This is a genomic window from Mobiluncus curtisii subsp. curtisii ATCC 35241, assembly GCF_000146285.1.
Classification (GTDB): domain Bacteria; phylum Actinomycetota; class Actinomycetes; order Actinomycetales; family Actinomycetaceae; genus Mobiluncus; species Mobiluncus curtisii.
In genome coordinates this window covers 1,561,359-1,584,292 of sequence record NZ_GL385912.1, presented here as the reverse complement: position 1 = coordinate 1,584,292, position 22,934 = coordinate 1,561,359, and the positions used below count along the sequence as shown (strand labels likewise).

21 protein-coding genes are annotated in these 22,934 nt (G+C 55.1%); 9 read left to right on the top strand and 12 right to left on the bottom strand.

The window, feature by feature from the left end:
* The first annotated feature begins 48 nt into the window (after window positions 1–48).
* From HMPREF0574_RS06895 to HMPREF0574_RS06880, 4 genes are all read left to right on the top strand, one after another.
* Window positions 49–618, top strand: coding sequence for a DsrE/DsrF/DrsH-like family protein (locus HMPREF0574_RS06895; RefSeq protein ID WP_036325089.1), 570 nt, complete (start codon window positions 49–51; stop codon window positions 616–618).
* Between the two features lie 72 nt (window positions 619–690).
* On the top strand, window positions 691–1,842 hold the full coding sequence (locus HMPREF0574_RS06890) for an NAD(P)H-dependent glycerol-3-phosphate dehydrogenase (protein ID WP_081439160.1): 1,152 nt from the start codon (window positions 691–693) through the stop codon (window positions 1,840–1,842).
* Between the two features lie 104 nt (window positions 1,843–1,946).
* A complete protein-coding gene (locus tag HMPREF0574_RS06885) occupies window positions 1,947–3,635 on the top strand; it encodes a TusE/DsrC/DsvC family sulfur relay protein (protein ID WP_036324955.1) in 1,689 nt (562 codons plus the stop codon).
* Window positions 3,636–3,656: 21 nt separating this feature from the next.
* A complete protein-coding gene (locus HMPREF0574_RS06880) occupies window positions 3,657–4,229 on the top strand; it encodes a DsrE/DsrF/DrsH-like family protein (protein WP_004008005.1) in 573 nt (190 codons plus the stop codon).
* 72 nt (window positions 4,230–4,301) lie between these two features.
* Here the strand turns inward: HMPREF0574_RS06880 and gluQRS are convergent, their stop codons facing one another.
* Both gluQRS and lysS read right to left on the bottom strand, forming a co-directional pair.
* Entirely contained in the window at window positions 4,302–5,252 is a 951-nt protein-coding gene (gene gluQRS, locus HMPREF0574_RS06875) for a tRNA glutamyl-Q(34) synthetase GluQRS (protein WP_081439159.1), read from the bottom strand.
* 1 nt (window position 5,253) lies between these two features.
* Window positions 5,254–6,819 (bottom strand): lysine--tRNA ligase, encoded by a 1,566-nt coding sequence (gene lysS, locus HMPREF0574_RS06870; protein WP_004008003.1) that lies wholly within the window; start codon window positions 6,817–6,819, stop codon window positions 5,254–5,256.
* A gap of 130 nt (window positions 6,820–6,949) precedes the next feature.
* On the opposite strand from lysS, the gene HMPREF0574_RS06865 reads away from it, so the two are divergent.
* Window positions 6,950–7,213: a hypothetical protein gene (locus HMPREF0574_RS06865; RefSeq protein ID WP_004008002.1), complete on the top strand. Its 264-nt coding sequence runs from the start codon at window positions 6,950–6,952 to the stop codon at window positions 7,211–7,213.
* A 160-nt stretch (window positions 7,214–7,373) separates the two neighbouring features.
* Here the strand turns inward: HMPREF0574_RS06865 and panC are convergent, their stop codons facing one another.
* The 4 genes from panC to HMPREF0574_RS06845 are packed head-to-tail and all read right to left on the bottom strand — an operon-like array spanning window position 7,374 to window position 11,496.
* Window positions 7,374–8,210 carry a pantoate--beta-alanine ligase gene (gene panC, locus HMPREF0574_RS06860; protein WP_004008001.1) on the bottom strand — a complete coding sequence of 279 codons (837 nt, stop codon included), beginning with the start codon at window positions 8,208–8,210 and terminating at the stop codon, window positions 7,374–7,376.
* A gap of 4 nt (window positions 8,211–8,214) precedes the next feature.
* Window positions 8,215–9,993, bottom strand: a complete 1,779-nt coding sequence (locus HMPREF0574_RS06855) for a PH domain-containing protein (protein ID WP_236585944.1) — start codon at window positions 9,991–9,993, stop codon at window positions 8,215–8,217.
* A 19-nt stretch (window positions 9,994–10,012) separates the two neighbouring features.
* On the bottom strand, window positions 10,013–10,513 hold the full coding sequence (locus HMPREF0574_RS06850) for a PH domain-containing protein (protein WP_004007999.1): 501 nt from the start codon (window positions 10,511–10,513) through the stop codon (window positions 10,013–10,015).
* Between the two features lie 50 nt (window positions 10,514–10,563).
* Window positions 10,564–11,496 (bottom strand): Rossmann-like and DUF2520 domain-containing protein, encoded by a 933-nt coding sequence (locus tag HMPREF0574_RS06845; protein WP_004007998.1) that lies wholly within the window; start codon window positions 11,494–11,496, stop codon window positions 10,564–10,566.
* 240 nt (window positions 11,497–11,736) lie between these two features.
* Here HMPREF0574_RS06845 and HMPREF0574_RS06840 point away from each other — a divergent pair, with 240 nt between their 5' ends.
* The 4 genes from HMPREF0574_RS06840 (at window position 11,737) to HMPREF0574_RS06825 (ending at window position 16,066) form a co-directional block, all read left to right on the top strand.
* Window positions 11,737–12,462, top strand: a complete 726-nt coding sequence (locus tag HMPREF0574_RS06840; protein ID WP_004007997.1) for a response regulator transcription factor — start codon at window positions 11,737–11,739, stop codon at window positions 12,460–12,462.
* Between the two features lie 76 nt (window positions 12,463–12,538).
* Window positions 12,539–14,461, top strand: a complete 1,923-nt coding sequence (locus HMPREF0574_RS06835) for a sensor histidine kinase (RefSeq protein WP_004007996.1) — start codon at window positions 12,539–12,541, stop codon at window positions 14,459–14,461.
* A gap of 149 nt (window positions 14,462–14,610) precedes the next feature.
* Window positions 14,611–15,627 carry an HD domain-containing protein gene (locus HMPREF0574_RS06830; RefSeq protein WP_236585946.1) on the top strand — a complete coding sequence of 339 codons (1,017 nt, stop codon included), beginning with the start codon at window positions 14,611–14,613 and terminating at the stop codon, window positions 15,625–15,627.
* A 148-nt stretch (window positions 15,628–15,775) separates the two neighbouring features.
* On the top strand, window positions 15,776–16,066 hold the full coding sequence (locus tag HMPREF0574_RS06825) for a WXG100 family type VII secretion target (protein ID WP_004007994.1): 291 nt from the start codon (window positions 15,776–15,778) through the stop codon (window positions 16,064–16,066).
* A 108-nt stretch (window positions 16,067–16,174) separates the two neighbouring features.
* Here HMPREF0574_RS06825 and HMPREF0574_RS06820 read toward each other — a convergent pair whose 3' ends face one another.
* The 6 genes from HMPREF0574_RS06820 to nadB form a co-directional block, all read right to left on the bottom strand.
* Window positions 16,175–16,717 (bottom strand): hypothetical protein, encoded by a 543-nt coding sequence (locus HMPREF0574_RS06820; protein ID WP_004007993.1) that lies wholly within the window; start codon window positions 16,715–16,717, stop codon window positions 16,175–16,177.
* Window positions 16,718–17,096: 379 nt separating this feature from the next.
* Window positions 17,097–18,725, bottom strand: coding sequence for a chaperonin GroEL (gene groL, locus HMPREF0574_RS06815; protein ID WP_004007992.1), 1,629 nt, complete (start codon window positions 18,723–18,725; stop codon window positions 17,097–17,099).
* A gap of 222 nt (window positions 18,726–18,947) precedes the next feature.
* Window positions 18,948–19,574, bottom strand: coding sequence for a LytR C-terminal domain-containing protein (locus HMPREF0574_RS06810; RefSeq protein WP_004007991.1), 627 nt, complete (start codon window positions 19,572–19,574; stop codon window positions 18,948–18,950).
* A 93-nt stretch (window positions 19,575–19,667) separates the two neighbouring features.
* Entirely contained in the window at window positions 19,668–20,366 is a 699-nt protein-coding gene (locus tag HMPREF0574_RS06805) for a uracil-DNA glycosylase (RefSeq protein ID WP_004007990.1), read from the bottom strand.
* Between the two features lie 10 nt (window positions 20,367–20,376).
* Complete coding sequence (nadC, locus tag HMPREF0574_RS06800; RefSeq protein WP_004007989.1) at window positions 20,377–21,291, bottom strand: carboxylating nicotinate-nucleotide diphosphorylase; 915 nt, start codon at window positions 21,289–21,291, stop codon at window positions 20,377–20,379.
* Between the two features lie 40 nt (window positions 21,292–21,331).
* Complete coding sequence (nadB, locus tag HMPREF0574_RS06795; RefSeq protein ID WP_004007988.1) at window positions 21,332–22,924, bottom strand: L-aspartate oxidase; 1,593 nt, start codon at window positions 22,922–22,924, stop codon at window positions 21,332–21,334.
* Window positions 22,925–22,934 lie beyond the last annotated feature (10 nt).

The window sequence follows — 22,934 nt, the reverse complement described above, 5'->3', positions numbered from 1 at the left end:
ATTCCAGAACCTTCCGAGAGACAAAACATACCATCAAAGATCAGGATTATGACTCCACCACCAAACGCACCCGCAAATGCTGACTCAATAAGAGAAGCTGACGAGATTACCTACGTAGACCGCAAGATGGCGTTTATCTGTTCCAAAGGCAACCTCGACATGGCATACCCTGCCTTGATCATGGCTCACTCCGCACTCAACGCGGGGGTTCACGTGGACATATTCTTTACTTTCTGGGGCTTGGACATAATCAATAAACGTACGATGGACCGACTCAAGTTCACCATGCAAGGCAACGCTGCCATGCACTTTCCCACACTGGAAAAGTATTATCCCGGATTAGGGGATATGCATTTTTCTCCATCGTTAGGCGTCCTGCCGGGAATGACGAAACTTTCTACCTGGTACATGAAAAATGAGCTGCAAAGGATGGAAATTCCGCCCGTACGCGACATGCTTGAACAGATTGCGCAACTGGGGGCGAACCTGTGGGCATGTAAACTTTCGGCAGACATGATGAAGCTGACACCGCGTCATCTACACAAATGCGTCCGAGGAATTGTCGATGCTGATACTTTCATCGAGATGTCCGAGGGAGCACAGATTATCTTCATCTAAGTTTTCCGGGTAGGTCGCCCCGTCACCAGTGCGGTAAAGTGGCTTGGTGCCGTTTGTTTTGAGAGGTGGGCAATGCCAAAGATATGTGTAATCGGAGCGTCAGCGATGGGTACGGCGCTCTGCCGACCACTTGTTGACACGGGTTGGGACGTAGCCATGTGGGGAACCGAATACGACGATGTCGTTTTGGATGCCTATGCTCAGGGTCAACCCCACCCCGCGATTCACGTGCCCTTGGCACCCCAGGTTAAGACCTACCGCGCCAAACACCTTGATGCGGCAGTGAGAGGCGCGGAAGTGCTGGCGATATGTGTTGCCGCAGTAGGTCTACCCGATATCACCAGACGTCTGGCGCCATACTTCGACCGTGTGCGGGCAGTCTGGGTACTGACGAAGGGCTTTGTCAAGGATGAAGCGGGTCAAGTTCATTTGCTGGCAGAAGCAATGGAACAGATTGCGGTGGCAAATGGCGCCGAACTACCGACTCTGGTGTCCATCGGAGGTCCCGTCATCGCCCGCCAATGCGCGTTGAGTGAACCCACCGCGACGGTGTACGCCTGCCAGGATTTCGGAGCTGCAATTCACTATGCCCGGACAGTACGCACTGATTATTACCGCGCTTTTCCAGCTGAAGATACTACCGGGGTGGAGGTCTTGGCTCCTTTGAAAAACAGCTACGCCATCGCCCTGGGAGTGACCGAGGGCATTCAGGAATCAACCGGATCTCCACAATCTAACTTGCGCGCCGCCGTGTTTGCCCAGGCAATTCGCGAGATGTCTCTGGTTTGCGAAGCTTTGGGCGGTCGCCCGGAATCTGCCATTGGTCTGGCGGGAGTAGGCGACCTGGAAGTTACCGGTATTTCGGGCCGCAATAAGTTTTTCGGGATGCGTCTCGGGCGCGGTGAGCACCCGGACGAAGCCGAAACCGAAATGAAAGCGGCAGGGCACACGGTCGAGGGGGTACACTCCACCCCCTTGGCAATGACACTCATCGAGCAGCGCTGCCCGCAGCTTTTGGACGAACTGCCTCTGCTGCGCGCCGTGGACGAAGCCATTAGCGGAGAAGTGGATATTCGCAAGACTCTGGTTTCGGCAGCCCTGCCCGCCTATCCCGCGGATAATTTTGCTGCCTCGCAGCAAGGTAAGTGGAACTCGGATTGGTCTCCCGCTGCATCTGGTCTCTCGTGGAGACTGAAGAAGCTGGTCAGACGGTTCAAAAAATAAATTAAACCGAGGGGTCGGTCTCTCAACAGTTCCCGCCACGCTATTATTTTCGTTAGAATTCTGAACGGATTCGATGGCGAAATCACGAAGCAATGAGGCTTGGAATGAAAAACGTGGTGATTATTGGTGGAGGTACCAGTGGCACCGTCACCGCAAATTCGCTGGCGCGCCGGTTAGATTGTAAAGAGTTCCAAATCACCGTCATCGACTATTCCACTCGGCATTATTATCAACCGGGTTTTGTCGCATTACCTTTTGGGAAAATTCCGAATCCTCTGCTGTGGCGGCGGCGCCGGCAGACCCTCCATCCTGGAATCCGTTTCCTGCAGGATAAAGTAACCGCGGTGGATCCGGTCGCAAAAATGGTCATCACCCAGGCCAAACAAATTTCCTATGATTACCTGGTCTTGGCAACAGGATGCGAGTGTCGTCCTGAGTTGGTCGAGGGAATGGCGAAGGGAACCCTCCTGAACACAGGGATCTATTCTTTCTATACCCTGGCTTGGGCGCGACGCTTACGCCGGGCGCTGCAGACCTTTACCCACGGTCACCTCGTCGTGCATATCTCCGAATTCCCCATCCGTTGCCCGGTCGCCCCAATTGAGTTCGCCCTGAAAGCCGATCACTATTTCTTTACCCACCGGGTCCGAGATGACATCGAAATTACGATAGTTACCCCGCAATCCCAGGTTTTCGAGCAATCTATCGCTGCTCGGAATCTTTCTAACCTGTTGCGCCTGCGCGACATCGAGGTGCAGCCTGACTTCGTAGTCCGCCACATTGATGCAACGGAAAAACGGATGTATGCCTACGACGGCAAGGCTATTGATTACGACATGCTGGTGACCGTTCCTCCCATGCGAGGTCAGCAATTCATCGTGGATTCCGAGCTGGGCGATGAAATGGGATTTGTGCATCCAGATTTGGAAACCCTGCAGCATCGTGAATACCCCGATATTTTTGTCATTGGTGACACTGCCGATTTGCCAACTTCCAAATCTGGATCTGCGTGCGTATATCAATCTAGGGTATTAGTTTCTAATTTACTTGACTACATGGCTGGTAGGTCAATGATGCGCCGTTACGATGGTCACGCGATGTGCATTATCGACACCGGTTACAATCAGGCTACCGTAATTGATCGTTCCTACACCGTACCGGCAGTAACTGGAAACTGGTTTTTTCCTCGCCTGGGCCCCCTGTCGTTGCTGAAACAGACACGGAGAAACCACCTCGCAAAACGGCTCCTGTTCGTGTTCTATAGCGCGTTCATGGCAGGTCTGCGTGTTTTTGACAGATTCTCTCATATACAGCTTTTTGGTAAGGAATTTAGGCGCTGGGGCTTACGCCCCGACGGCACTACTCCGCTGTCTGCTCCAGACACGACCCCAGACGCCGACAGTTTAATCGCCCCCACCTGGAAACGTCGCCCTAACGCCTGTCTTGCCGCGGCATTTTCCACAAAAGTTCTGAAAATACCCGTCCTCCACGAAGCCGGAGGGAGAAGTATTGACGTGGACGCGGAGGGCTTTATGACGAATCCATGTCAATGGACCCGCGCGGTCGGGACTGATTTGGCGCGAGCGATTAACTTGGAAATGACCCCCCGACATTGGGAAGTCATCGAATTTGCCCGACAGAGTTTTGTCAAATACCACGTCAGTCCCTCTCTGCAGCGTATGGAAATGACGGGACACTTCCCAATTGCAGAACTGTTCGAGCTGTTCCCATCCAAGCCAAATAAACTCATCTGCTACGTAGCTGGTATTCCGAAGCCCCTAGGCTGTATCTAAGTACCGGAAGGATATTGATCTATGGAAAAATCTGCACCTGATTTTTTTGACCAGGATTTCTGGCGCGTATCTGAGCCATTGTTGCACATGGAAAAACGCAAGATGGCATTTATCTGTTCCAAAGGAAACCTCGACATGGCTTACCCGGCGCTAATTATGTCCATCGCAGCGCTTACCGAAAAAGTGGACGTCAATATTTTCTTTACTTTCTGGGGTTTGGACATTATCACGAAACGCACCATGGACTCCCTAAAATTCACTATGCAAGGAAATACAGCTCTGCACCTTCCCCTTTTGGAAAAATTTCGTCCCGGTTGGGGGAAACGCTACCTGCCCCCGAGCTTTGGAAATCTGCCGGGTGCCACGCATCTCGCCACCTGGTACATGAACAAAATGCTTGAAAAGAACGGTATCCCTCCCGTGCGCGACTTGTTAGAACAGATTGTCGAAATGGGCGGTCATCTGTGGGGATGCAAAATGACCGTTGATCTCATGGAGCTGCGCCAGAACATGATGTTCAAGGGGGTTTCTGGGATTATCACCGCCCCTGATTTTATTAAGAAATCGGAAGACGCACAGATTATTTTTATCTAATCTCCTGGTTTACTCCCCTCGCCCTCTTGAGCGCTGACCCAGTCCCGAATCGAGCGCTGTTGCTGCCGCCGCTTAGGGGTGAAAAATGACCGGTTCCGCGGGTAGATTTTCCGGTCTCCAATTCGTGAGAGCGTGGTTCAGGATTTCCTCTGTAGGAAGGGTCAGCAGTGCGGTTGCGTCAGTTTTCGCTGCCGACCAGCCCAATGTTTCTAAAACCTTCAAGAGAATCTTTTGATCAGACCACCCCAGCGCGTTCAGTTCCGGGCGGGTCACGGATTTATCTCGCTTTGCCAAACGCTGCCCTTGCGCATTCATGACCAGTGGCACATGAGCATAGGCGGCAGTATAGCCACCCAAAATTTCGGTCAGCCAGGCCTGCACCGGAGCGCTGGAGGCCAAGTCAGCCCCTCGCACGATTTGATCCACACCCTGATTGATGTCGTCCACCACCACGACCAGCTGATAAGCCCAATCCCCATCGGTGCGTCGCAATACGAAATCGTGAAGCAGACCAGTCAGTGGCCCCAACAGAGAATCTTTTACCGTATATTCCACTCCTTGTGGCGCCCGCAAACGCAATGCCGGTTGGCGACCTTGCGCTGCCAGTGCGGTCCGTTTAGCCTCCCGCTCAGAATCACTCAGGTCCCGGCAGATTCCCGGATAAATTCCTGGTTTCCCGTGCGGCGCACTGGCAGCTGCCGCGATGTCTGCCCGCGAACAGTAGCATTCATAAACCAGACCTTTTTGTACCAGTTGTTCCAAGGCGGCTTGGTACAACTGGTGGCGCTGTGATTGGTAGACAACCCTCCTGTCGCTCACTATGCCCAATGCCGCCAAATCTGCCAAGGATTGTGCAGCAAAACTGGGACGGGAGCGTCCGGTGTCAATGTCCTCTATTCGCACCAGGAATTCGCGCCCACTGGATTTAGCGAACAGATACGCTGCTACCGCGGTGCGCAGATTCCCGAAATGCATGACTCCTGAAGGGCTAGGAGCAAACCGACCGAAGCCACCGCGACTCACATTAAACCCGCTTAACCAGCGGGAATGTAATAGTTTCGCGGATTCCCGACCCGGTCAAGGTCATCAGCAGACGATCGAGACCCATTCCCATACCACCTGCGGGAGGCATCCCCTGTTCCATAGAGATGAGGAAGTCTTCATCCACTTCCATGGCCTCCGGATCTCCATTGGCAGCATCCAAAGCCTGCTGTTCAAAGCGCGCTCGCTGTACCACCGGGTCATTCAACTCGGAATATCCAGTGGCAACTTCAAAGCCACGTATAATCAAATCCCACTTTTGTACCTGACCGGGCTTATCGGGGTGTGTCTTTACCAAGGGCGAAGTGTCTTCGGGGAAATCGCACACAAAAGTCGGTTCCCACAATTTATCGCCAACCAGTTCTTCCCACAGAACTTCGACGATTTTCCCGGAGAGATAGTAGGGTTCCAGCTCAATGCCGAGCCGTTCCGCCAAAGCGACCAAGGCATCTTTCGGAGTCCGCACCGTGACTTCCTGCCCCAGCGCTTCAGACAGGGAACCATAGAGGTCAATCCACTTCCATTCCCCGGATAAATCGAATTCGGTTCCATCGCTCAAAGTTACGACTTCGGTGCCGAACACGTCCCGTGCGCAGCGCTGAATCATTTCCTGAGTCAGGCGAGCAATCTGGTGGTAGTCTCCGTAAGCGCAATACACTTCCAGCATCGTAAATTCAGGAGAGTGCGAAGAATCCGCACCTTCGTTGCGGAAGTTCCGGTTGATTTCAAAGACCTTGTCTATTCCGCCAATCAGGCAACGCTTGAGGAACAGTTCCGGGGCGATACGCAGATAGAGCTCCGTATCGTAGGCGTTCATATGGGTCACAAAAGGACGGGCGGCAGCCCCGCCGTGCAGGGTTTGCAGCATCGGGGTTTCGACTTCGATGTAGTCGTGTTCATCCAGGTAGCGACGCAGTGTCTGTACCACGCGAGACCGGTTACGTACCATGTCGCGGGCAGCGGGACGCATAATCATATCCAGGTCACGCCGGCGAACCCGCATATCCTCACTCAGGGAAACTTCTTCACCAGCCTCGTTTATGTACGATTTCGGCAGGGGGCGCAAGGCTTTACAGGTCAGCTGCCAAGAATCCACAAAAATGGACAGCTCTCCACGTTTGGAGCTGATGACCCGACCGTGGACAAACAGGTGGTCGCCCAAATCAACCTCCGCTTTGTAAGCGGACATTGATTCCGGACCGACTTCCCGTTCGCTAATCATGATTTGAATGGTGGAACCATTGCCCTCTTGCAGGGTGGCGAAAGCTAACTTGCCACTGGAGCGCATCAGACGAACCCGCCCTGCCAAGCCGACAAATTCTGCGGTTTCTTCCCCTGCCTGCAAATCCGAGTATTTTTCACGAACTTCAGAAATGGTGGTGGTTATATCCACGTGAACCGGATAGGGATTTTTGCCTTCTGCCAGCATCTTGGCGCGTTTCTCCGCGCGGATTCGGATCTGTTCAGGAGCCTCGGCAGCATACGTTTCCTCGTCGCTCGCCACAGGCGCTGGGTTTACATTCTCAGTTTTGTTTTCTTTTTCAGCCACCGTTCTAGTCTAGACCATTCCCCGGTCGCGTTGTTCAGTAAGGGTTTTTACCCTTTTCAACCGGTTCCTCGGCGGGTTTGCGCCGGGTAAAATTGCCCCAAGAAGTCAATCAAGATGTTTAGGGGATGCGATGCAACTTTCCGCCGCTGACAAAATGACTGTTTCCACCCGGCTGAACGAAGCTAAACAGTCCTTAGATGAGGTTATCAGCCTCCTCGACACTGATGCAGACGCGAGCGTATTGATTTCCAAGCTGAACGAGTCCTCACGCCGCTTAGACAGGGCTTCTTTCGCCCTGATGGTTTCCAGTTTGCAGGGTACCGCCGAGGCCAGTGAACCGGAGCGAGTAGAAAATATCAAACACCTGGAACAGCTGTTCTTGCACATTGAGTAAGCGGGTGCGACTGGAAAACGCAGGCGCACCCGGAATTAATCAAACAGGATGAGTTCCCTGTCCACGTGCACCCCGCGAGGAGTCCGCTTCGAGCGATTTCTCCCGCAACCACCATAGACGTTTACTTCCCCAGAAAGGCGCGGCAGGACCCTTGTGGCCTCTAAAGTTGCACGTCCATGTTGTCAATCAGCCGAGTAGAACCAACCTTCGCCGCCAGTGCCAAGATTGCCGCACCGTGAAATTCGCCGGTAATCGGCACGAACCCTGTCGGGTTCACCAAGGCGACATAATCCACGTCTATGCCGGGCACCGCTGTGAGACGTTCCCGCACCTTAGCTGCCAAATCGCTCGCACCAAGACGAGAGGCGTTTTCTCTCCCCCACTGCAGAGCCTGGGAAAGGTTTAGAGCAGTGTCGCGTTCCTGCGGGGACAAGTAGCGGTTGCGCGAGCTCAAGGCCAGACCGTCGGGTTCCCGGCGGATTTCCACCGGCAAGATAGTCAAAGGGAAGTCCAGGTCGGTAACCATCTGCGAGATAATGGCGAGTTGTTGGGCGTCTTTCTTACCAAAAGCCGCCACATCGGGACGAGTCAGGTGGAACATCTTGCCCACCACCAGCAGCACTCCAGCAAAATGGGTAGGGCGAGTCTTGCCTTCTAGGATTGTGGCGGCGTGTCCGGGATCAAAGCGGACCAGTGCCTCACCGGATGGATACATGACCTCAGGGGTAGGCGCAAACAGGGCGTCTGCCCCGACTTCTTGAAGCTTGGCGGCGTCCCCTGCCAGGTCACGAGGGTAAGTGTCGTAGTCCTCACCGGGCGCGAACTGCGTGGGGTTGACGAACACCGTCACCAGCACGGTATCTGCCTGGGCTTTCGCGGCACGTACTAAATCCAAATGCCCTTCGTGCAGGGCTCCCATCGTCATGACCAGACCAAGTTTGCCCTGAATACCTTTGCGCCAGATCGCCAATTCTTCTCGGGTTTTCAGTAATTCCATGGTCTTATTCCTCTCTGAAAATATCTGTCTGTTCCTCGTTAGAGTCGGCACAAGGCTGCGTGTTCGAGATGACGCGTTCCAGCCAAGCCGCGGGGGGTTCTTTGTCCCGCGCCATATCAGCATGCGAAACTTGCAGTTCCCACAGACTTTGCGCAGAGCTGGTAGGCAGATGGTACACCGTGGTTGGCACCACGCCCGGCACCAAGTGCAGTTTGACATTTGCCATCCCTAAAGCCCGTTGCGCCGGTCCTTGCCGCAGGGCCACGGATTGCATCCGGCAATGCGGTACAAAAGACACGCGCCGGGTAATCCTGCCGTCGCGAATCATCACCATCGTCGTGGTCAGCACCGCAGCTTTGCGATTCCAAGTAATCCAATCAAACCAGCGAGCTTTCGGTGAAGCCGTAAAGATTCCCGGTGCCGGACCGGATCCGTACATCATGACTTTCAAGAGATTTGTACCGGCTGTTCCAATTTCGGCGCCGTTGAGGTCGGTGACCGCACCGAGGTCGTGTTCCATCATCCACAATGCTTGCAATGCCTGAGCGCGGGTTCCTACCGGCAGCATCACGTGAGAGCTGGTCTTGCTCTTATTACCGCCGTTTCCTTCAGAGGTTCCCTGGTAGCCAGCCATAGTTAACTCGACCCGCCACCAGTCCTTACTCCGCCACAGGAAGGGCTGCTTTAAAACTACAGCGTGGACTCGCCCCGGAGGAATGGTCTGGGAATCATGGGTCGTCAATCCGTGGCGCAGACGGATTCCATCGGCAGAAGCCGCCGCGGTAAAGTTCCACCCTTCGTTGACTTTTTGACCTATCGCCGTGATAGTAGCAAAAATACCGGCAAGCACACCGAGCAGGGCTTGGGGTGCCACTAACAGCGCTGCCCAGAAACTGTCCGCATCACCGCTCATGAAGATGGCTATCGCGGGAATCAGCCCCAGCACCAACAGCAGCGGAATCAGCAGCACCGCGAACCAGGTAGAAACTGAACGCAAGATTGATCCCACCAGCATCTCGGTGGGGATTTCGTATAGTTTTGTCTCCGGCGCTTCCCCGCTGGCGGCGGGCAGGTCTCCCACTAATCCAGCTTCGCCTATCCCGATGATTTTTGTACTATTCGTTAAAGAATTAGTGGTATCTACAGCACGGTTGGCAACAGTTTTTTGACCTGATGCTTTGGTTAAAACTTCAGCCCGTAGCTCCTGCGCCTGAGAAGCCTTCAGATACATAATGTCAATCTGGGAACCGCTGGCTCCTGCAGAATCCACATGCAGCTTTGCTAAACCGAGCAGACGCGGCACCAACGGGGCGATAACGTCTACCGCTTGAATTCGGTTCAACCGCATGTGACGTTCTTTTTTAAAAATGATGCCGTGACGAAACAAAACCGCTTCATCAGTCAGCGCGTAAGCGGTAAACCTCCAGCTCAGATAGGCAAAAAGAACCAGCAACAGCAGAAGCACCACGATTCCCAGCAGGGAAAAAAGCAGCACCGGCAAGACCTTTCCTGTCGACCGTATCGCAGCCATCGCCTTAGAAATGTCACGTATCAAGTCGAGCTGCGAATAAATGATTGCCACCAGCGCCACCAGAACCCCCCACATCTGGGTCAGTGGCGTCAAGGGGTGTACTTTGCGCCAAACCGGAGGTTGCGCAGTAACGCTGGAGAGGTCAGAACTGGCTGGAATCCCCTCCGACGAGCCCTGCGAGGGCATAGGCGCCGAAGACTCTTTGGGGGTTCCTTCCGAGGGTTCCCAGCCCGGGTCAATTGGTTGTGTCATCTGTCTTTCCTCGCCGTGTTCACAATCCTGCTCTCAAAGATTCACCGCGCGCGGTGAGGATCTGACGTAAGCGATCTGCCTCGGCATGGTCCAATCCGGGGATGCTCGCCGCCGATTCCGTCGAAGCGGTCTTCATGCTGACCTGGGCAATGCCGAAAATCCTGTCGATAGGTCCTTGCTGCACATCCACAAACTGCATCCGCCCGTAGGGAATCGCCCACATTTTCTTAAACATGATGCCCCGACGTAAAAACAAATCCCGCTCGGACTCAGCGTAACCCCATGCCTTGACCTGGCGTGGAATTAACCACAACTGCCACACCAACAGACCAATCGGTACAATCTCTAGGAACCAAAACCACGGAATACCTTGTGTGCACATCATTGCCCCTGCGAATCCCCCAAGAGCCAGCGCGAACACCGCAATCCCCGCCAACAGTCCCAGAATCCGCACCGTGATGAGTTTCATGGAAATCGGTTTAAACGTCACGCCTGCAGGGTTAAATAATTCATCGGTCATGGTGACATCCTACCTAAGCGCCACGAAATTAATCATGGCGGAATGTGCATTCAGCCTAAAATTTTACGAAGCTGCTCGCGCTGGTGAGAGCTTAAACCTCCACGTTGCCACAACCGCTGGGTCGCAGCTCGCGCCAATGCCCGATAGGAATCGGGCACGTCAGCCAAATCATCAAAAGGTAGTGCGGGATCCAAATCATCTTTATGCAGCACGGGTCCGCTCCGCAGCGCCTCTAGGTGCATCGCCACGGTTGGAAAATCAGCACGTGCTACCGGTCCAGACAGCCCGGTTTCTCCTTCGCGCAAAGCCCGGTCAAAAGCCGCTTTAAACAGAGGCTCAGCAAAAACAGCCGGGTCGTCCAGCCCTGCCATCTGCAACGCCCGGATTGCCTGGGTCAGCACGATTACCAGGTGATTTGCCCCATGCGCCAAAGCCGCGTGGTATAGGGGACGCGCCGAATCCGGAAGTACGTGAGGCACCCCGCCCAAGTCCAAAACCAGAGCTTGCGCCACTGCCAACAGGGATTGCGGAGCATTAACCGCCCAATGAGTTCCTGGTAAACCTTGCAAATCCAAGGAAGTGCCGGAAAAAGTCTGTGCCGGATGCAAAGCCAGGGGAATGGCTCCTGTGCAGACGGCAGGCTGTAAAACATCCAATCCGTGAGCCCCGGAAACGTGAGCCACCAGCTGACCCGGTTGAAACGCCTGAGTCTGCGCTAATTCAGCAACGAGGGGGGCAATTTCTTGATCTCGCACGCTCAACACCACCAGGTCGCAATCAGGCACCAGCTGTGCCGGCGGCACCACCGCAACACCGGGGAGGATGGCATCCACTCTTTCTCGGGAAGTCTCCGAGCGCGCCGAAACTCCCGCTAACGTATGACCTGCCTGCCTAAACGCAGCAGCCAAGATAGGACCGACCGCCCCCATACCGATGACTCCGACCCGCAGCGACGGACTGGGATTCCCACCAATTTCAGACATGTCACTATCGTAAACTACGCCAGCCACACGAAAACTCAGCACTTTCGAGGAGCGCCAGGCTCTACCCTTGTGAACCCATCAACCACTGAAAATTGCTCACCATAAGGGAATCTCGGGATTTCTCAACGCAAAATCCCCCGTCAAGCTGTACCCAAGCACTATTTTTTGCAGTTAAGATGTATGTGAGGAGTGTTGTGCCTCCTAACTCGCACGACATATTGAACGTTTTGTTTAACGAGGATGGTTATGGAACCTGCAGTGAGCGAAGCACGACTTTTGGTCGTGGATGACGAACCTAATATTCGCGATCTTTTGGCATCCTCCCTGCGTTTTGCGGGATACGATGTCTTAAGCGCCGGGGATGGCACCGAGGCTTTGCGCCTGGCCACAACGGAGAAACCCGATTTGGTCATTTTGGATGTCATGTTGCCCGATATGGACGGCTTTACCGTGACTCGAAAGCTGCGTGCTTCCGGAATTGATATGCCAATTTTGTTCCTGACCGCCAAGGATGACATGCGCGATAAGGTCGAAGGTCTGCAGGCTGGCGGAGACGACTACGTCACCAAGCCTTTCGGTCTAGAGGAAGTCGTGGCGCGTATCAACGCTATCTTGCGTCGCACGAAGCGGTCCGCGGTGGAACAACCCCTGCTGCGCGTGGCTGACCTGGAGCTGGATGACAACCTCTACGAGGTGCATCGGGGCGGGCGTCTCATCGACCTCTCCCCCACCGAGTTCAAACTGTTGCGTTACCTAATGGTGAACGAAGGTCGTGTGGTTTCAAAGACCCAAATCCTCGATCACGTGTGGGAATACGATTGGGAGGGTGACGCTGCCATCGTTGAATCTTACATTTCCTACCTGCGACGCAAACTTGATGCCCCTGACGAGACTGGCAGTATTCCGCCTTCGCTCATCCAAACCCGTCGTGGTGTCGGTTACCTGTTACGCGATCCCAACGAGTAATTATCAGCGGTTTACTGCCGCCGTTGCGATATGAGAATACGAGGCGGGGTAAATCATTTCTCTGCCGTCTGGTGGAATGAGTCGGGTTTTCAAGGAGGCACCCAAGTCAGATGAGGAGTGGCAAGTGCGTGGAATAGGGAAACTGTGGATCTCCCTGGCCTTGGCCACGCGACTGACCATAATTTTTGCAGTCGCCTTGGTCGCGGCGCTGTCCTTAGCTGGCACCGTAACGGTGCTGTCACTTTCGTCGTATCTGACCAGCCAGCAGGACGCCCAGCTTTCCGCGGCAGCTAGAGTGATGGGTCCCAACGCCGCGAACCTTTCGGACACTACGGTGTTTTCCAACAATATGCCCAGCGATTACTACATATACGTGCAGTTTGTGGGCTCGATGCACCGTCCGGATCGTGAATTTATCACCCCGTCTACGAAGAGTAAGTCGGGCATTCCACAGCGTCAATACTTGCCGAAAAAAGCTGATATTCCCACAATAAGTAACTCATCTTCCCTGGTCATGCCCGGAACGACGGTTCCGTCGACCAAATCCGGTCAAAAGTGGCGGGTGTTGTCGATTTTGCTGACTTCACAGGGGAAGGTCGCGGGAGCCGCGACTGTTGGTCTGTCTATGACTCCGCAGAGTAATATGCTGCAAGCCATTATGTTTACCATCACAATCTCGACATTGATCATCGCCATTGTCGGCACTTTGATGACAAACTACCTGGTAGGAAGAGCTTTCCGACCTCTGCATGAGATTGAAGGAGTTGCGAACAAGATTGCGGCTGGAGATTTGACGCAACGTGTTAAGAAAGCTCCCAACACCACCGAAGTGGGATCCCTGGCGAATTCTTTGAACGTGATGCTTTCCAACCTGGAACAAGCGTTCTCTGCCGTGGAATTGTCCGAACGTAAGATGCGGCGTTTTGTCTCTGATGCATCCCACGAGTTGCGTACCCCCACCGCTGCAATTCGCGGTTACGCGGAGCTGTCGCGGATGGGCGGTGTGGGTCCGGAGCGTCAGGCAGAAGTCATGGCACGCATCGAGTCTGAGGCCACCCGCATGGGCAACATGGTGCAAGACTTGCTGACTTTGGCGAGGTTGGATGAACATCGTCCGATGACGTTCGAGCGCACCGATATTACAGCTTTGGCGCGGAACTCTCTGTCGGATATGGCGGTGCTGGATCCGGAACGCGATTTGCAGCTGCTGAACATGGAAGATGAGACGCTGGAGGAAGTTTACAGTGTCTACGCAACCGTGGATGCGGAAAAGATTTCCCAGGTCATCACCAATTTGTTAACTAACGTGCGCCAGCATACTCCGGCAAACACTCCCGTCGAGGTGGTGGTGGGATACCACATGTGGCCCGACGAAACGGGAGCTCCTATTAAGAATGCCGTGGCTTCAAAGATTCCAGCTTTCCAACGATGCGCCGTCTTAGAGATTCGTGACCACGGTCCGGGCGTGGCCCCAGAAGACGCCAAAAAGGTCTTTGAACGTTTCTATCGTTCTGACACGTCACGAGTGCGGACCACCGGCGGAACCGGTCTGGGTTTGGCTATCGTTTCCGGTATCGTTTCGGCTCATAACGGTACGGTGGCGATGCTCCAGACTCCCGGCGGTGGTGCCACGGTGAGGATTAAGCTGCCCTGCCAAGCCTCACACGTGGATGCTGAAGGAGAAAACAAGAATACCCCAGCCGCGAAATTCGCTGCCGCTGCTGCCGCAATCAATAAGGTCTCCAGCTCCAAGGAAAACTCCCGTCAGCTCTCCGCGGCGCAATCTACCGCTAGTGCATCCCGATCGCGGGGTGTGCCCGGAGTAAACACGAAGGCTGTTCCTGCCGCAAGACCGACTCCCCCAGTGGCTCGACCCACCGTGCCGAGTCCCGTTGTGCCACCAACTCCCCCCGTGGCACCGCCCTCGCGACCTGTGGCTAAGCCCGTTCCCAAACCAACAGTTGCACCCCCACCCCCGCCCCCGCCGCGCTCCGCTTAAGTGAGGGTTTTTCCCCGCCGATGCCATTGAGAGCGCGGGAGTTATTGTCTGGAGCTTTGGTTTTTTAAGGAAAGTCGTTAGTACCGAAAGAAACAGATATACTTTGTAGGTTGCTTTGGGTTTCCCCAAGCGGACAGAGGATGATGTGTATGGCCGAGAAAATACCGGCTTGGTTATTGACGGGTTTTGCCCGTTCTGTTGCCGCAGAAGGCGGTACGGCGCCACGAGATGTAGCCGAATCCGTAGGCACTGAGTTGGCGCAGCGGTGGATGGCTCCGGAGCGCCATTTTCATAATCTTGAATATCTCAAAACCACACTGGAAAACGTCGATATTCTCAGCGAACAGGCTCGTGACGTGGAAGCTATCCGTTTGGCAGTGTGGTATCACGGTGCGATTTTTGATGTTTCCGAAGCAGCAGTAGAGCGCGGTGAAGCGGGACTGGATGTGCTGGGTTCAGCTGATTATGCTGCCGATTCTTTGGCTGAGTTGGGCGTTGGTGAAGCCCGGATTGAAAAAATTACGGACCTCATCCGAGGTTTATATCGCCATCAAGCAGTTGAAGACATTGATGCCCAAGTGCTCTCAGACGCGGATTTATGCGTTTTAGCAGCGGATCCTCAAGAGTATCTGGAATACCTGCGGGACATTCGCCGTGAGTACGCTGCCTACGATGAAGCTCGCTTTATTTCTGCCAGATCCACAATCATCGGCAACCTGCTGAGCCGCCCACAACTTTTTTGGACTCACGGCGCTGCGGGTTGGGAAGAACAGGCTCGCGAAAATCTGAGAGCAGAATTGGAACGTCTGGAAAAGACCGGCACTACTGGATTGGACATTGCTGGTACTGGGGCTGAGCCAGCTATTCAAACCGGCGCGATTCCTGAAACAGCACCTACTTCGGATATGCTGCCTACCCCAAGGGAGGGCACTCCGGTGAAAACTGCCACCAAACCCGAAACCGGAGAGTTGCCCGAAGCAGCTCCGCGGGACCAGGATTCGGAAGATACGGATGAACCGGACGAAGTCAATCCTTATGCACCTCCGGACGAAGCAGATTTGGGATCGACCCTCGAAAACGTCGCTGAAGCTATGGACACGATGGTCATGAAAGCACTTAAACCCGCTGAAGTCGGTCTGAAACCCCTTTCTGACGTGGAGGAATAGGGTTTTCCACAGGGAGTACGATTTCGGAGTTTTCCACAGGTAATTTTTTTGTATCTGGGCTGCTGACTTCTCTTGCCTTAGTTTGAGAGTGCGAAAACCAAAGTTTGGTTTTCCCGCGCTTTAAGTGTTTCAAACGAAAGGAATCACCATGCAATTTCAAGTCGATAGCGATGCTGTAGCTGCCGCCGGCGCCCAAACCCGTGCCTGCGCTGAGGAAGTTAGCGCCCAGGTTTCTGCGATGATGGCAAATCTGACTACTCTGCAAGAGTCGTGGACCGGTGCCGCGTCCGGCGCTTTTGCGGCACTAGCAGCTCAATGGCGCGCCACCCAAGCTACCGTGGAGGATAACCTTCGCCAGATTGGTATACAGCTAGATACTGCCTCCGCGAACTATGCTGAAGCGGAATCGAATGCTACCGCGCTGTTTGCCGGAGCCTAAAAATCTTTGGAACAAACCAAAATACCCAAAACTGAGAACTGAGAGACTCGCAAAGTCTCTCAGTTCTCAACATTTTATGAAGTTCGTAAGGTCGGACGCTGTTTGTGTTTAGCGGTTCAGACCCAAGTTGATTTTCTTGCCGGTGACAAACGAGATTACGACCGCAGCCGCCACTCCAGCTCCCACACACAGCAGCATGATAAAGACGAAAGAAACCACACCAGGAACCGATTTAATCGGGGAGGACACAAAGGCTTGTGGCGCATTCGCGTTGATTGCCGAGATGGAGGTCTTGGCTTGTCCGTTGGCATTGGCAGGAGCCTGGGGAGCCACATTAGCGTGAATCTGAGGTTCCGCGTTAGCAACGGAGGCAGGAGCCTGTGGGTACATGACCTCAGGTCCAGCCGGGACATCTACATCACTGCCGCCTGTGTTCAGTTCGGCAGTGGAGGGAGCGGTGGGTGCGGGGGATGAGGGATTGACCACTACATTGGAAGCACCAGAGGGCATTGAATCCAGATTCACGTGCTGCATAACCGTGCCAGCGGAGTCTCCGGATGCGCTCGGGGTAGACAAATTCTCAGCGTATGCAGCCGGGGCAAAAGCCAATCCCAGCATCAGCGCCGTTGCTGTAACCAAAAACTTTTTCATCGCGTCCTGCCTCAGTTTCGAATTCCTATTTCCAGGGTTTTCCCAGCCCCTCACCACACGATTTTCCCAGGTTCCAAACCGAGAAATCCTTGCGGCTGTTACTTAACATTGTAACCTCTAATTGATTTATCGGGAACCCCTCAGTTTTCATTAGGACTTTTTTCGGAGTTTTTGCGTATATTTCAAGGTTTTTTCCGGGTATTGTTCAAATCTTTGTAATGACATACTCACCTATATTTTCTCGGTAGCAACCCGAAGCTGTCCCCCCACCGCCGTGGTTTTACGGATGACGGACTCATAAAATCCATCGGGGCGACTCCCGCAAAAGCAGGAATCGCCCCGATGAAAGTTATGAAAACTCGAGCAGTTGCCTACTGGCTTAGTACATACCACCCATGTTGTCGTCGCCAGCCGGAGCTGCTGCCGGAGCCGGAGGCTCAGGCTTGTCAGCCACCACGGCTTCGGTGGTCAGGAACAGACCTGCGATAGAGGCAGCGTTCTGCAGAGCGGAACGAGTCACCTTCACCGGGTCAGCCACCTTGGCTTCCAACAGATTCTCGTACTCGCCGGTAGCAGCATTCAGACCCTCGCCCTTGGGCAGGTGGCGGACCTTCTCAGCCACGACCCCGCCTTCCAGACCAGCGTTGTCCGCAATCTGCTTCAGCGGGGATTCCACCGCTACCTGCACGATGGCGGCACCGGTCGCTTCGTCGCCTTTCAGCTGCAAATCCTTGAAAGCCTCCGCGGCAGCCTGAATCAGAGCCACGCCACCGCCAGGAACCAAGCCTTCTTCCTTGGCAGCCTTCGCGTTGCGCACAGCATCCTCGATGCGGTGCTTGCGTTCCTTCAGCTCTACCTCGGTAGCGGCACCGGACTTGATGACTGCTACGCCGCCAGCCAGCTTCGCCAAGCGCTCCTGGAGCTTCTCACGGTCGTAGTCGGAATCGCTCTTTTCGATTTCCTGACGAATCTGACGAATACGAGCTTCCAGAGCATCCTTGTCGCCAGCGCCGTCCACGATGGTGGTGTCATCCTTGGTGACAACGACCTTGCGGGCAGTGCCCAGCACTTCCAGACCCACGTTCTCCAGCTTCAGACCGAGATCCTCGCTGACGACCTGGGCGCCGGTCAGGATAGCCATGTCCTGAAGCATAGCCTTGCGGCGATCGCCGAAACCGGGAGCCTTCACTGCGACGACCTTCAGTGCGCCACGAATGCGGTTGAGCACCAGGGTCGCCAGAGCTTCGCCTTCGATGTCTTCTGCCACGATAGCAATCGGCTTACCAGCCTGCATGACCTTTTCCAACAGCGGCACCAAGTCCTTGATAGAGGAAATCTTGGTGTCCACCAACAGGACGTAGGTGTCCTCCAAAGCGGCTTCCTGACGATCCGCGTCGGTCACGAAGTAGGGAGAAATGTAGCCGCGGCTGAAACGCATACCTTCGGTGACTTCGAGGCTCAAGCCGAAAGTGTTGGATTCTTCCACGGTGATGACGCCCTCTTGACCCACCTTTTCCATGGCTTCAGCGATCATTCCACCGATGGTTTCATCAGCAGCCGAAATCGAAGCGGTAGCGGCAATCTGTTCCTTGGTCTTAACTTCCACTGCGTCGGCGAGCAACCGAGACACTACCGCGTCTACAGCCTTTTCGATACCGTGACGTAGTGCAATCGGGTTCGCGCCCGCAGCCACGTTGCGCAGACCTTCCTTGACGATAGCCTGTGCCAAAACGGTCGCCGTAGTGGTACCGTCTCCAGCCACGTCGTCAGTCTTCTTGGCGACTTCCTTAACCAATTCGGCGCCAATCTTTTCGTAGGGGTCAGCCAGGTCAATTTCCTTAGCGATAGACACGCCGTCGTTAGTAATGGTCGGGGCGCCCCACTTCTTTTCCAACACCACGTTGCGACCCTTGGGTCCCAAGGTCACCTTGACGGTGTCGGCCAACAGGTCCAAGCCGCGTTCCATGCCGCGACGGGCTTCTTCTGCAAAGGCAATCATCTTTGCCATTTATTACAACCTCCGCTTTTATAAGGTTCATGTGCGGCGAATGCCCGCGACGGACGGCTGGGGTTGTGGCGGTTCACGTCTCCGCGCGACCTGCAGCCTCATTCACCAACTTGTCACTCTAACATTGAGAGTGCTAACTCAATCTTGGCACTCTCACACCGAGAGTGCAAGTTTTAAATTTCTGAGTTCACACCGTGAGGCTGCGCAAAATGCTCCGTCAGGCTACCCTTTGAGCCTACTCACCAGCACGATTTGCACCGTCTGCGCACCGTCTTTAGGCACAATCATGTCGATATTCAAAATCCGTTGCATCTCGCGTGCTTCCGCTTCGTGGTCAGCGGGGTAATAGATGGTGTTTGCCGAGGGCTTAGTGCCTTGGAAGTTCTCTGCGGATACTTTTGTGAAGCCATCCGCGGCTACTTTGTCTTTAACTTTTGCTGCCAGACCGTTGATTCCCGAAGCGTTCAAGACGCTCACGGTGATAGTTTTATCAGCCGCACGAGGCTCGGTCTTTGTTTCGGCGGTGGGCGGGGTGGTTTGAGTCGGCTCCTCGCTGGGTGCGGCACTTTCCGCGGGCTTTTTGCTAGGTTTCTCGGTTTCAGAAGGGCTTGGCGTCGCCACAGCGTTTGGGGTTTGACTCGTTGGCGGCTTACCCGCCGCATCATTAGCAGTTGAGGGATGCGACCCAATTAGGAGCAGCATGGCCCAAGCCAGCAAGGGCGCAGCAATAATCACGATGACAAAAGGCAAGAAACCGTGCCACCAGGGCTGACCAGGCCGGTGAGCGCCCTGGGGTAAGTTTTTGCCAATACGGTCGAATTCATCCTCGGGGTATCGTGCTTCGTCCACGTGTCTAGCTTATGGATTACCGTAGTTTTCAGGCTGTTCCCACGCCGTTAACCCTACGGAAAGTAACGAAAAATGGATTCCAGACCGGCGGACTCAGGGCAGGCGCCAATCCACCGGCTGACCACTCTGCGCCACCAGCAGTTCGTTGGCTCGAGAAAAGGGACGGGAACCAAAGAACCCTCGTGACGCTGAGAGCGGGGAGGGGTGGACAGATTCCAGACAGGGCACATGGGGCATGAACTCTTTGGTCCTACGTGCATCGGCACCCCACAGAATCGCGACCAGTGGCAGCCCTTGCGCGGCGTGATGGTTAGCAAGTTCCCGGATGGCGAACTCAGTAATGGCTTCCCAGCCCCGACCCCGGTGAGAGGCAGGTTTCCCCGGCTGTACGGTCAAAGCCCGGTTTAGCAGCATTACTCCCTGTTCAGCCCAAGGTCGCAAGTCTCCCGAAGTCGGTAAGGGCAAACCTAAATCTTGGTGCAGTTCTTTAAAAATATTTACCAGTGAACGGGGAATTTCTGTACCGGGCATTACAGAAAACGACAGTCCCATGGCATGACCGGGGGTGGGATAGGGATCTTGCCCCACAATCAGGACTTTTACCCGCTCCAAGGGGTACTGAAAGGCATGAAATACATTTTCTCCAGCCGGAAAGTACCCCCGCCCCGCCGCCAGCTCAGCGCGTAGGAAATCTCCCATGGCGTGAATCTGCCCCTCCACAGGAGCCATAACTTGCGCCCAGTCCGGGGACATAATCCGCTCCAATCCACTCCGTTCCTCTCCTGTTTGCATCGCCTGCTCCCTACATATCCAAGGCTAAATCGAGAATGGGGGCACTATGCGTGAGGGCTCCCACGGAGATAAAGTCCACTCCGCTGGCGACCGTCGCTGCCGCATCACGCAGTGTCAAGCCCCCGCTAGCCTCGGTTTTCACTCCGTGCGGGGCGGCAATCGCCACCGCTTTAGTCATGGTTTCCGGGTTCATATTATCCAGCAGAATCAGCCCTACCCCCAGATTCGTCGCCTCCCGAACCTGTTCCAAAGTGTCACATTCGACTTCCAAAGGTATCTGGGGAGCATATGCCCGTACTGCCCGCACTGCCGCCGTCAGCGAACCGGCTGCGGCAATGTGGTTGTCTTTGATGAGTGCCGCATCCCCCAGCCCCATCCGATGATTTTCTCCGCCACCACAGCGCACCGCGTACTTTTGCAGCACGCGCATTCCAGGAATCGTCTTTCGGGTATCACGCACCCGCGCTTTTGTACCTGTCGTTCCACTCTCGTCGGAGGCAGCAGCAATCGCATCGACATAAGCTGCCACCGCGGTCGCCACACCGCTGAGCTGACTGGCTAGGTTCAACAGGGTTCTTTCGGCGGTCAGCATAGTCCTGGCACCAGCAGTTATCTCTAAAATGACATCGCCTGGCTCGACCCGTTCCCCGTCCTGACGGCGCATCGCGACCTGCGGAGTCGAGGCACCGGTCTTTTGCGCCAACACGAAAGGTACCGCGGCAGCAACCGGAACCCCAGCCAGGCACCCCGACGCACGAGCCACCATCCGAGCTTGGAGGGTGAGTGTGTCATCAAAAATGGCATCCGTGGTGACGTCCGGTCCATACGCCAAATCTTCATCTAGAGTTGCCTCGATAAAGTCTGCGACCTGGCGCGAATCCAACTTCGCTGCCGCTAAAGCGCTGGCGATTTCTGGCGGTAACATCGTTCCCTCTTTCCTTCTATGTCTGGCTCACGCCTGGGGCTCAAACTGGAGTCACACTGACTTCCAGGGAAGTTCCGTCCGGACCCAGCTGCACATCCAGGTGTCGGCGCCATTCCTCGCGACGGTGCGGGAAATCCGTCCGCCGATGGGTACCGCGGGATTCTTCTCGTGCCCAGGCCGATGCTACCAGGGCACGGGCTACCAGCGTAGCATGGGGAGACAGTTTCTCCAGCTCATGCTGCGCCCGCTGCAAACCAGCGCGGTCGCGCAGCACATAGACGTCGCGACTCATGATTTCCTGGATCTGTTCCAGTATCGGGGGCGCAATTTCTACCGGCTGAGGAATCGCTGCCGGTTTCGCCACCGGGCACCGACGCAGCTGCGGCAAGTCCACTTCCGCCAGCTGCTGGGCGACTAAACTGCCCATCACCAGGGCCTCTGTCAGGGAGTTCGACGCCAAGCGGTTCGCACCCTGCACTCCGGTACACGCCACTTCCCCAATGGCATAGAGTCCTGCCACGTTCGTTTGACCGCTCATGGTGGCCGCGATTCCGCCGCAATAGTAGTGAGCTCCGGGGCGAACCGGGATAGGCTCAGTAATGGGGTCCACCCCGCGACTGGAAACCAGCTCATAGATGGTGGGGAACATTTCTTTCCATTTCTGAGTCCCGAAACTGGTGGCATCCAGGTACAGGTGATCCAAGCCGTGAGCCACCATATATTCCTGTTCTGCTGCCGAGACTATGTCCCGCGGCGCTAGGTCCTCTTGTGGGTGAACCCCGCGCATAATCCGATTTCCCTGCCCGTCCACCAGAACAGCACCTTCCCCGCGTACTGCTTCGGACACAAGTACCCCTCGGTCGCCCTTAACTTTAACGGGCGGTACAAAAATGGTGGGATGGAACTGCATGAATTCAAGGTCGCGTCCAATCGCTCCGGCACGCAACGCCGCTGCTAAACCCGCCCCGTTAACGACTTCGGGGTTCGTCGTCGCATTCCACAACTGACCGATTCCGCCGGTAGCGAGAATCACCGCAAAAGCTGAAACTACCCCGAATCCGCGCCGAGAATCCCGCACTGTAGCGCCGCAGGCTCGACCCTTCTCATCGACCAGGACATCACACAACTCGCAGTCTTCCAGGACTTTCAGTTCACCTTGTCCGCCGGTGTCCCAGGTCGCACCGTCCATAGCGGCAACATTTTTCGCCAGCGTAATCTCGATTTCATGACCCGAAGCATCCCCATTGGAGTGCAGGATACGCCGCGCGGAATGCCCTCCTTCCAGGTGGAGGTCGATTTCCCCGGCTGCGTTACGGTCAAAACGCGCTCCAATCCGCATCATCCATTGCAGGGCGCGCGGGGCTTCCTGGACCAAGGTGCGCACTGCCGTCTGGCTGCACAAGCCCGCCCCCGCCACAATGGTGTCTTCATAGTGGGCTGCAGGAGTGTCTCGCTGGTCCCAAACCGCAGCCAACCCCCCTTGTGCCCAGTCGGTAGAACTGGCGGTGAGGTCACTTTTCGTCACCAGTACGCAATCGACCCCGGCAAAAACCAGGTTGATTACGGCGCTCAAACCCGCCGCCCCAGAACCAACCACCAGGACCGGGGTCGTCATTGTCCAATTAACATCCATGAGAGTGCAT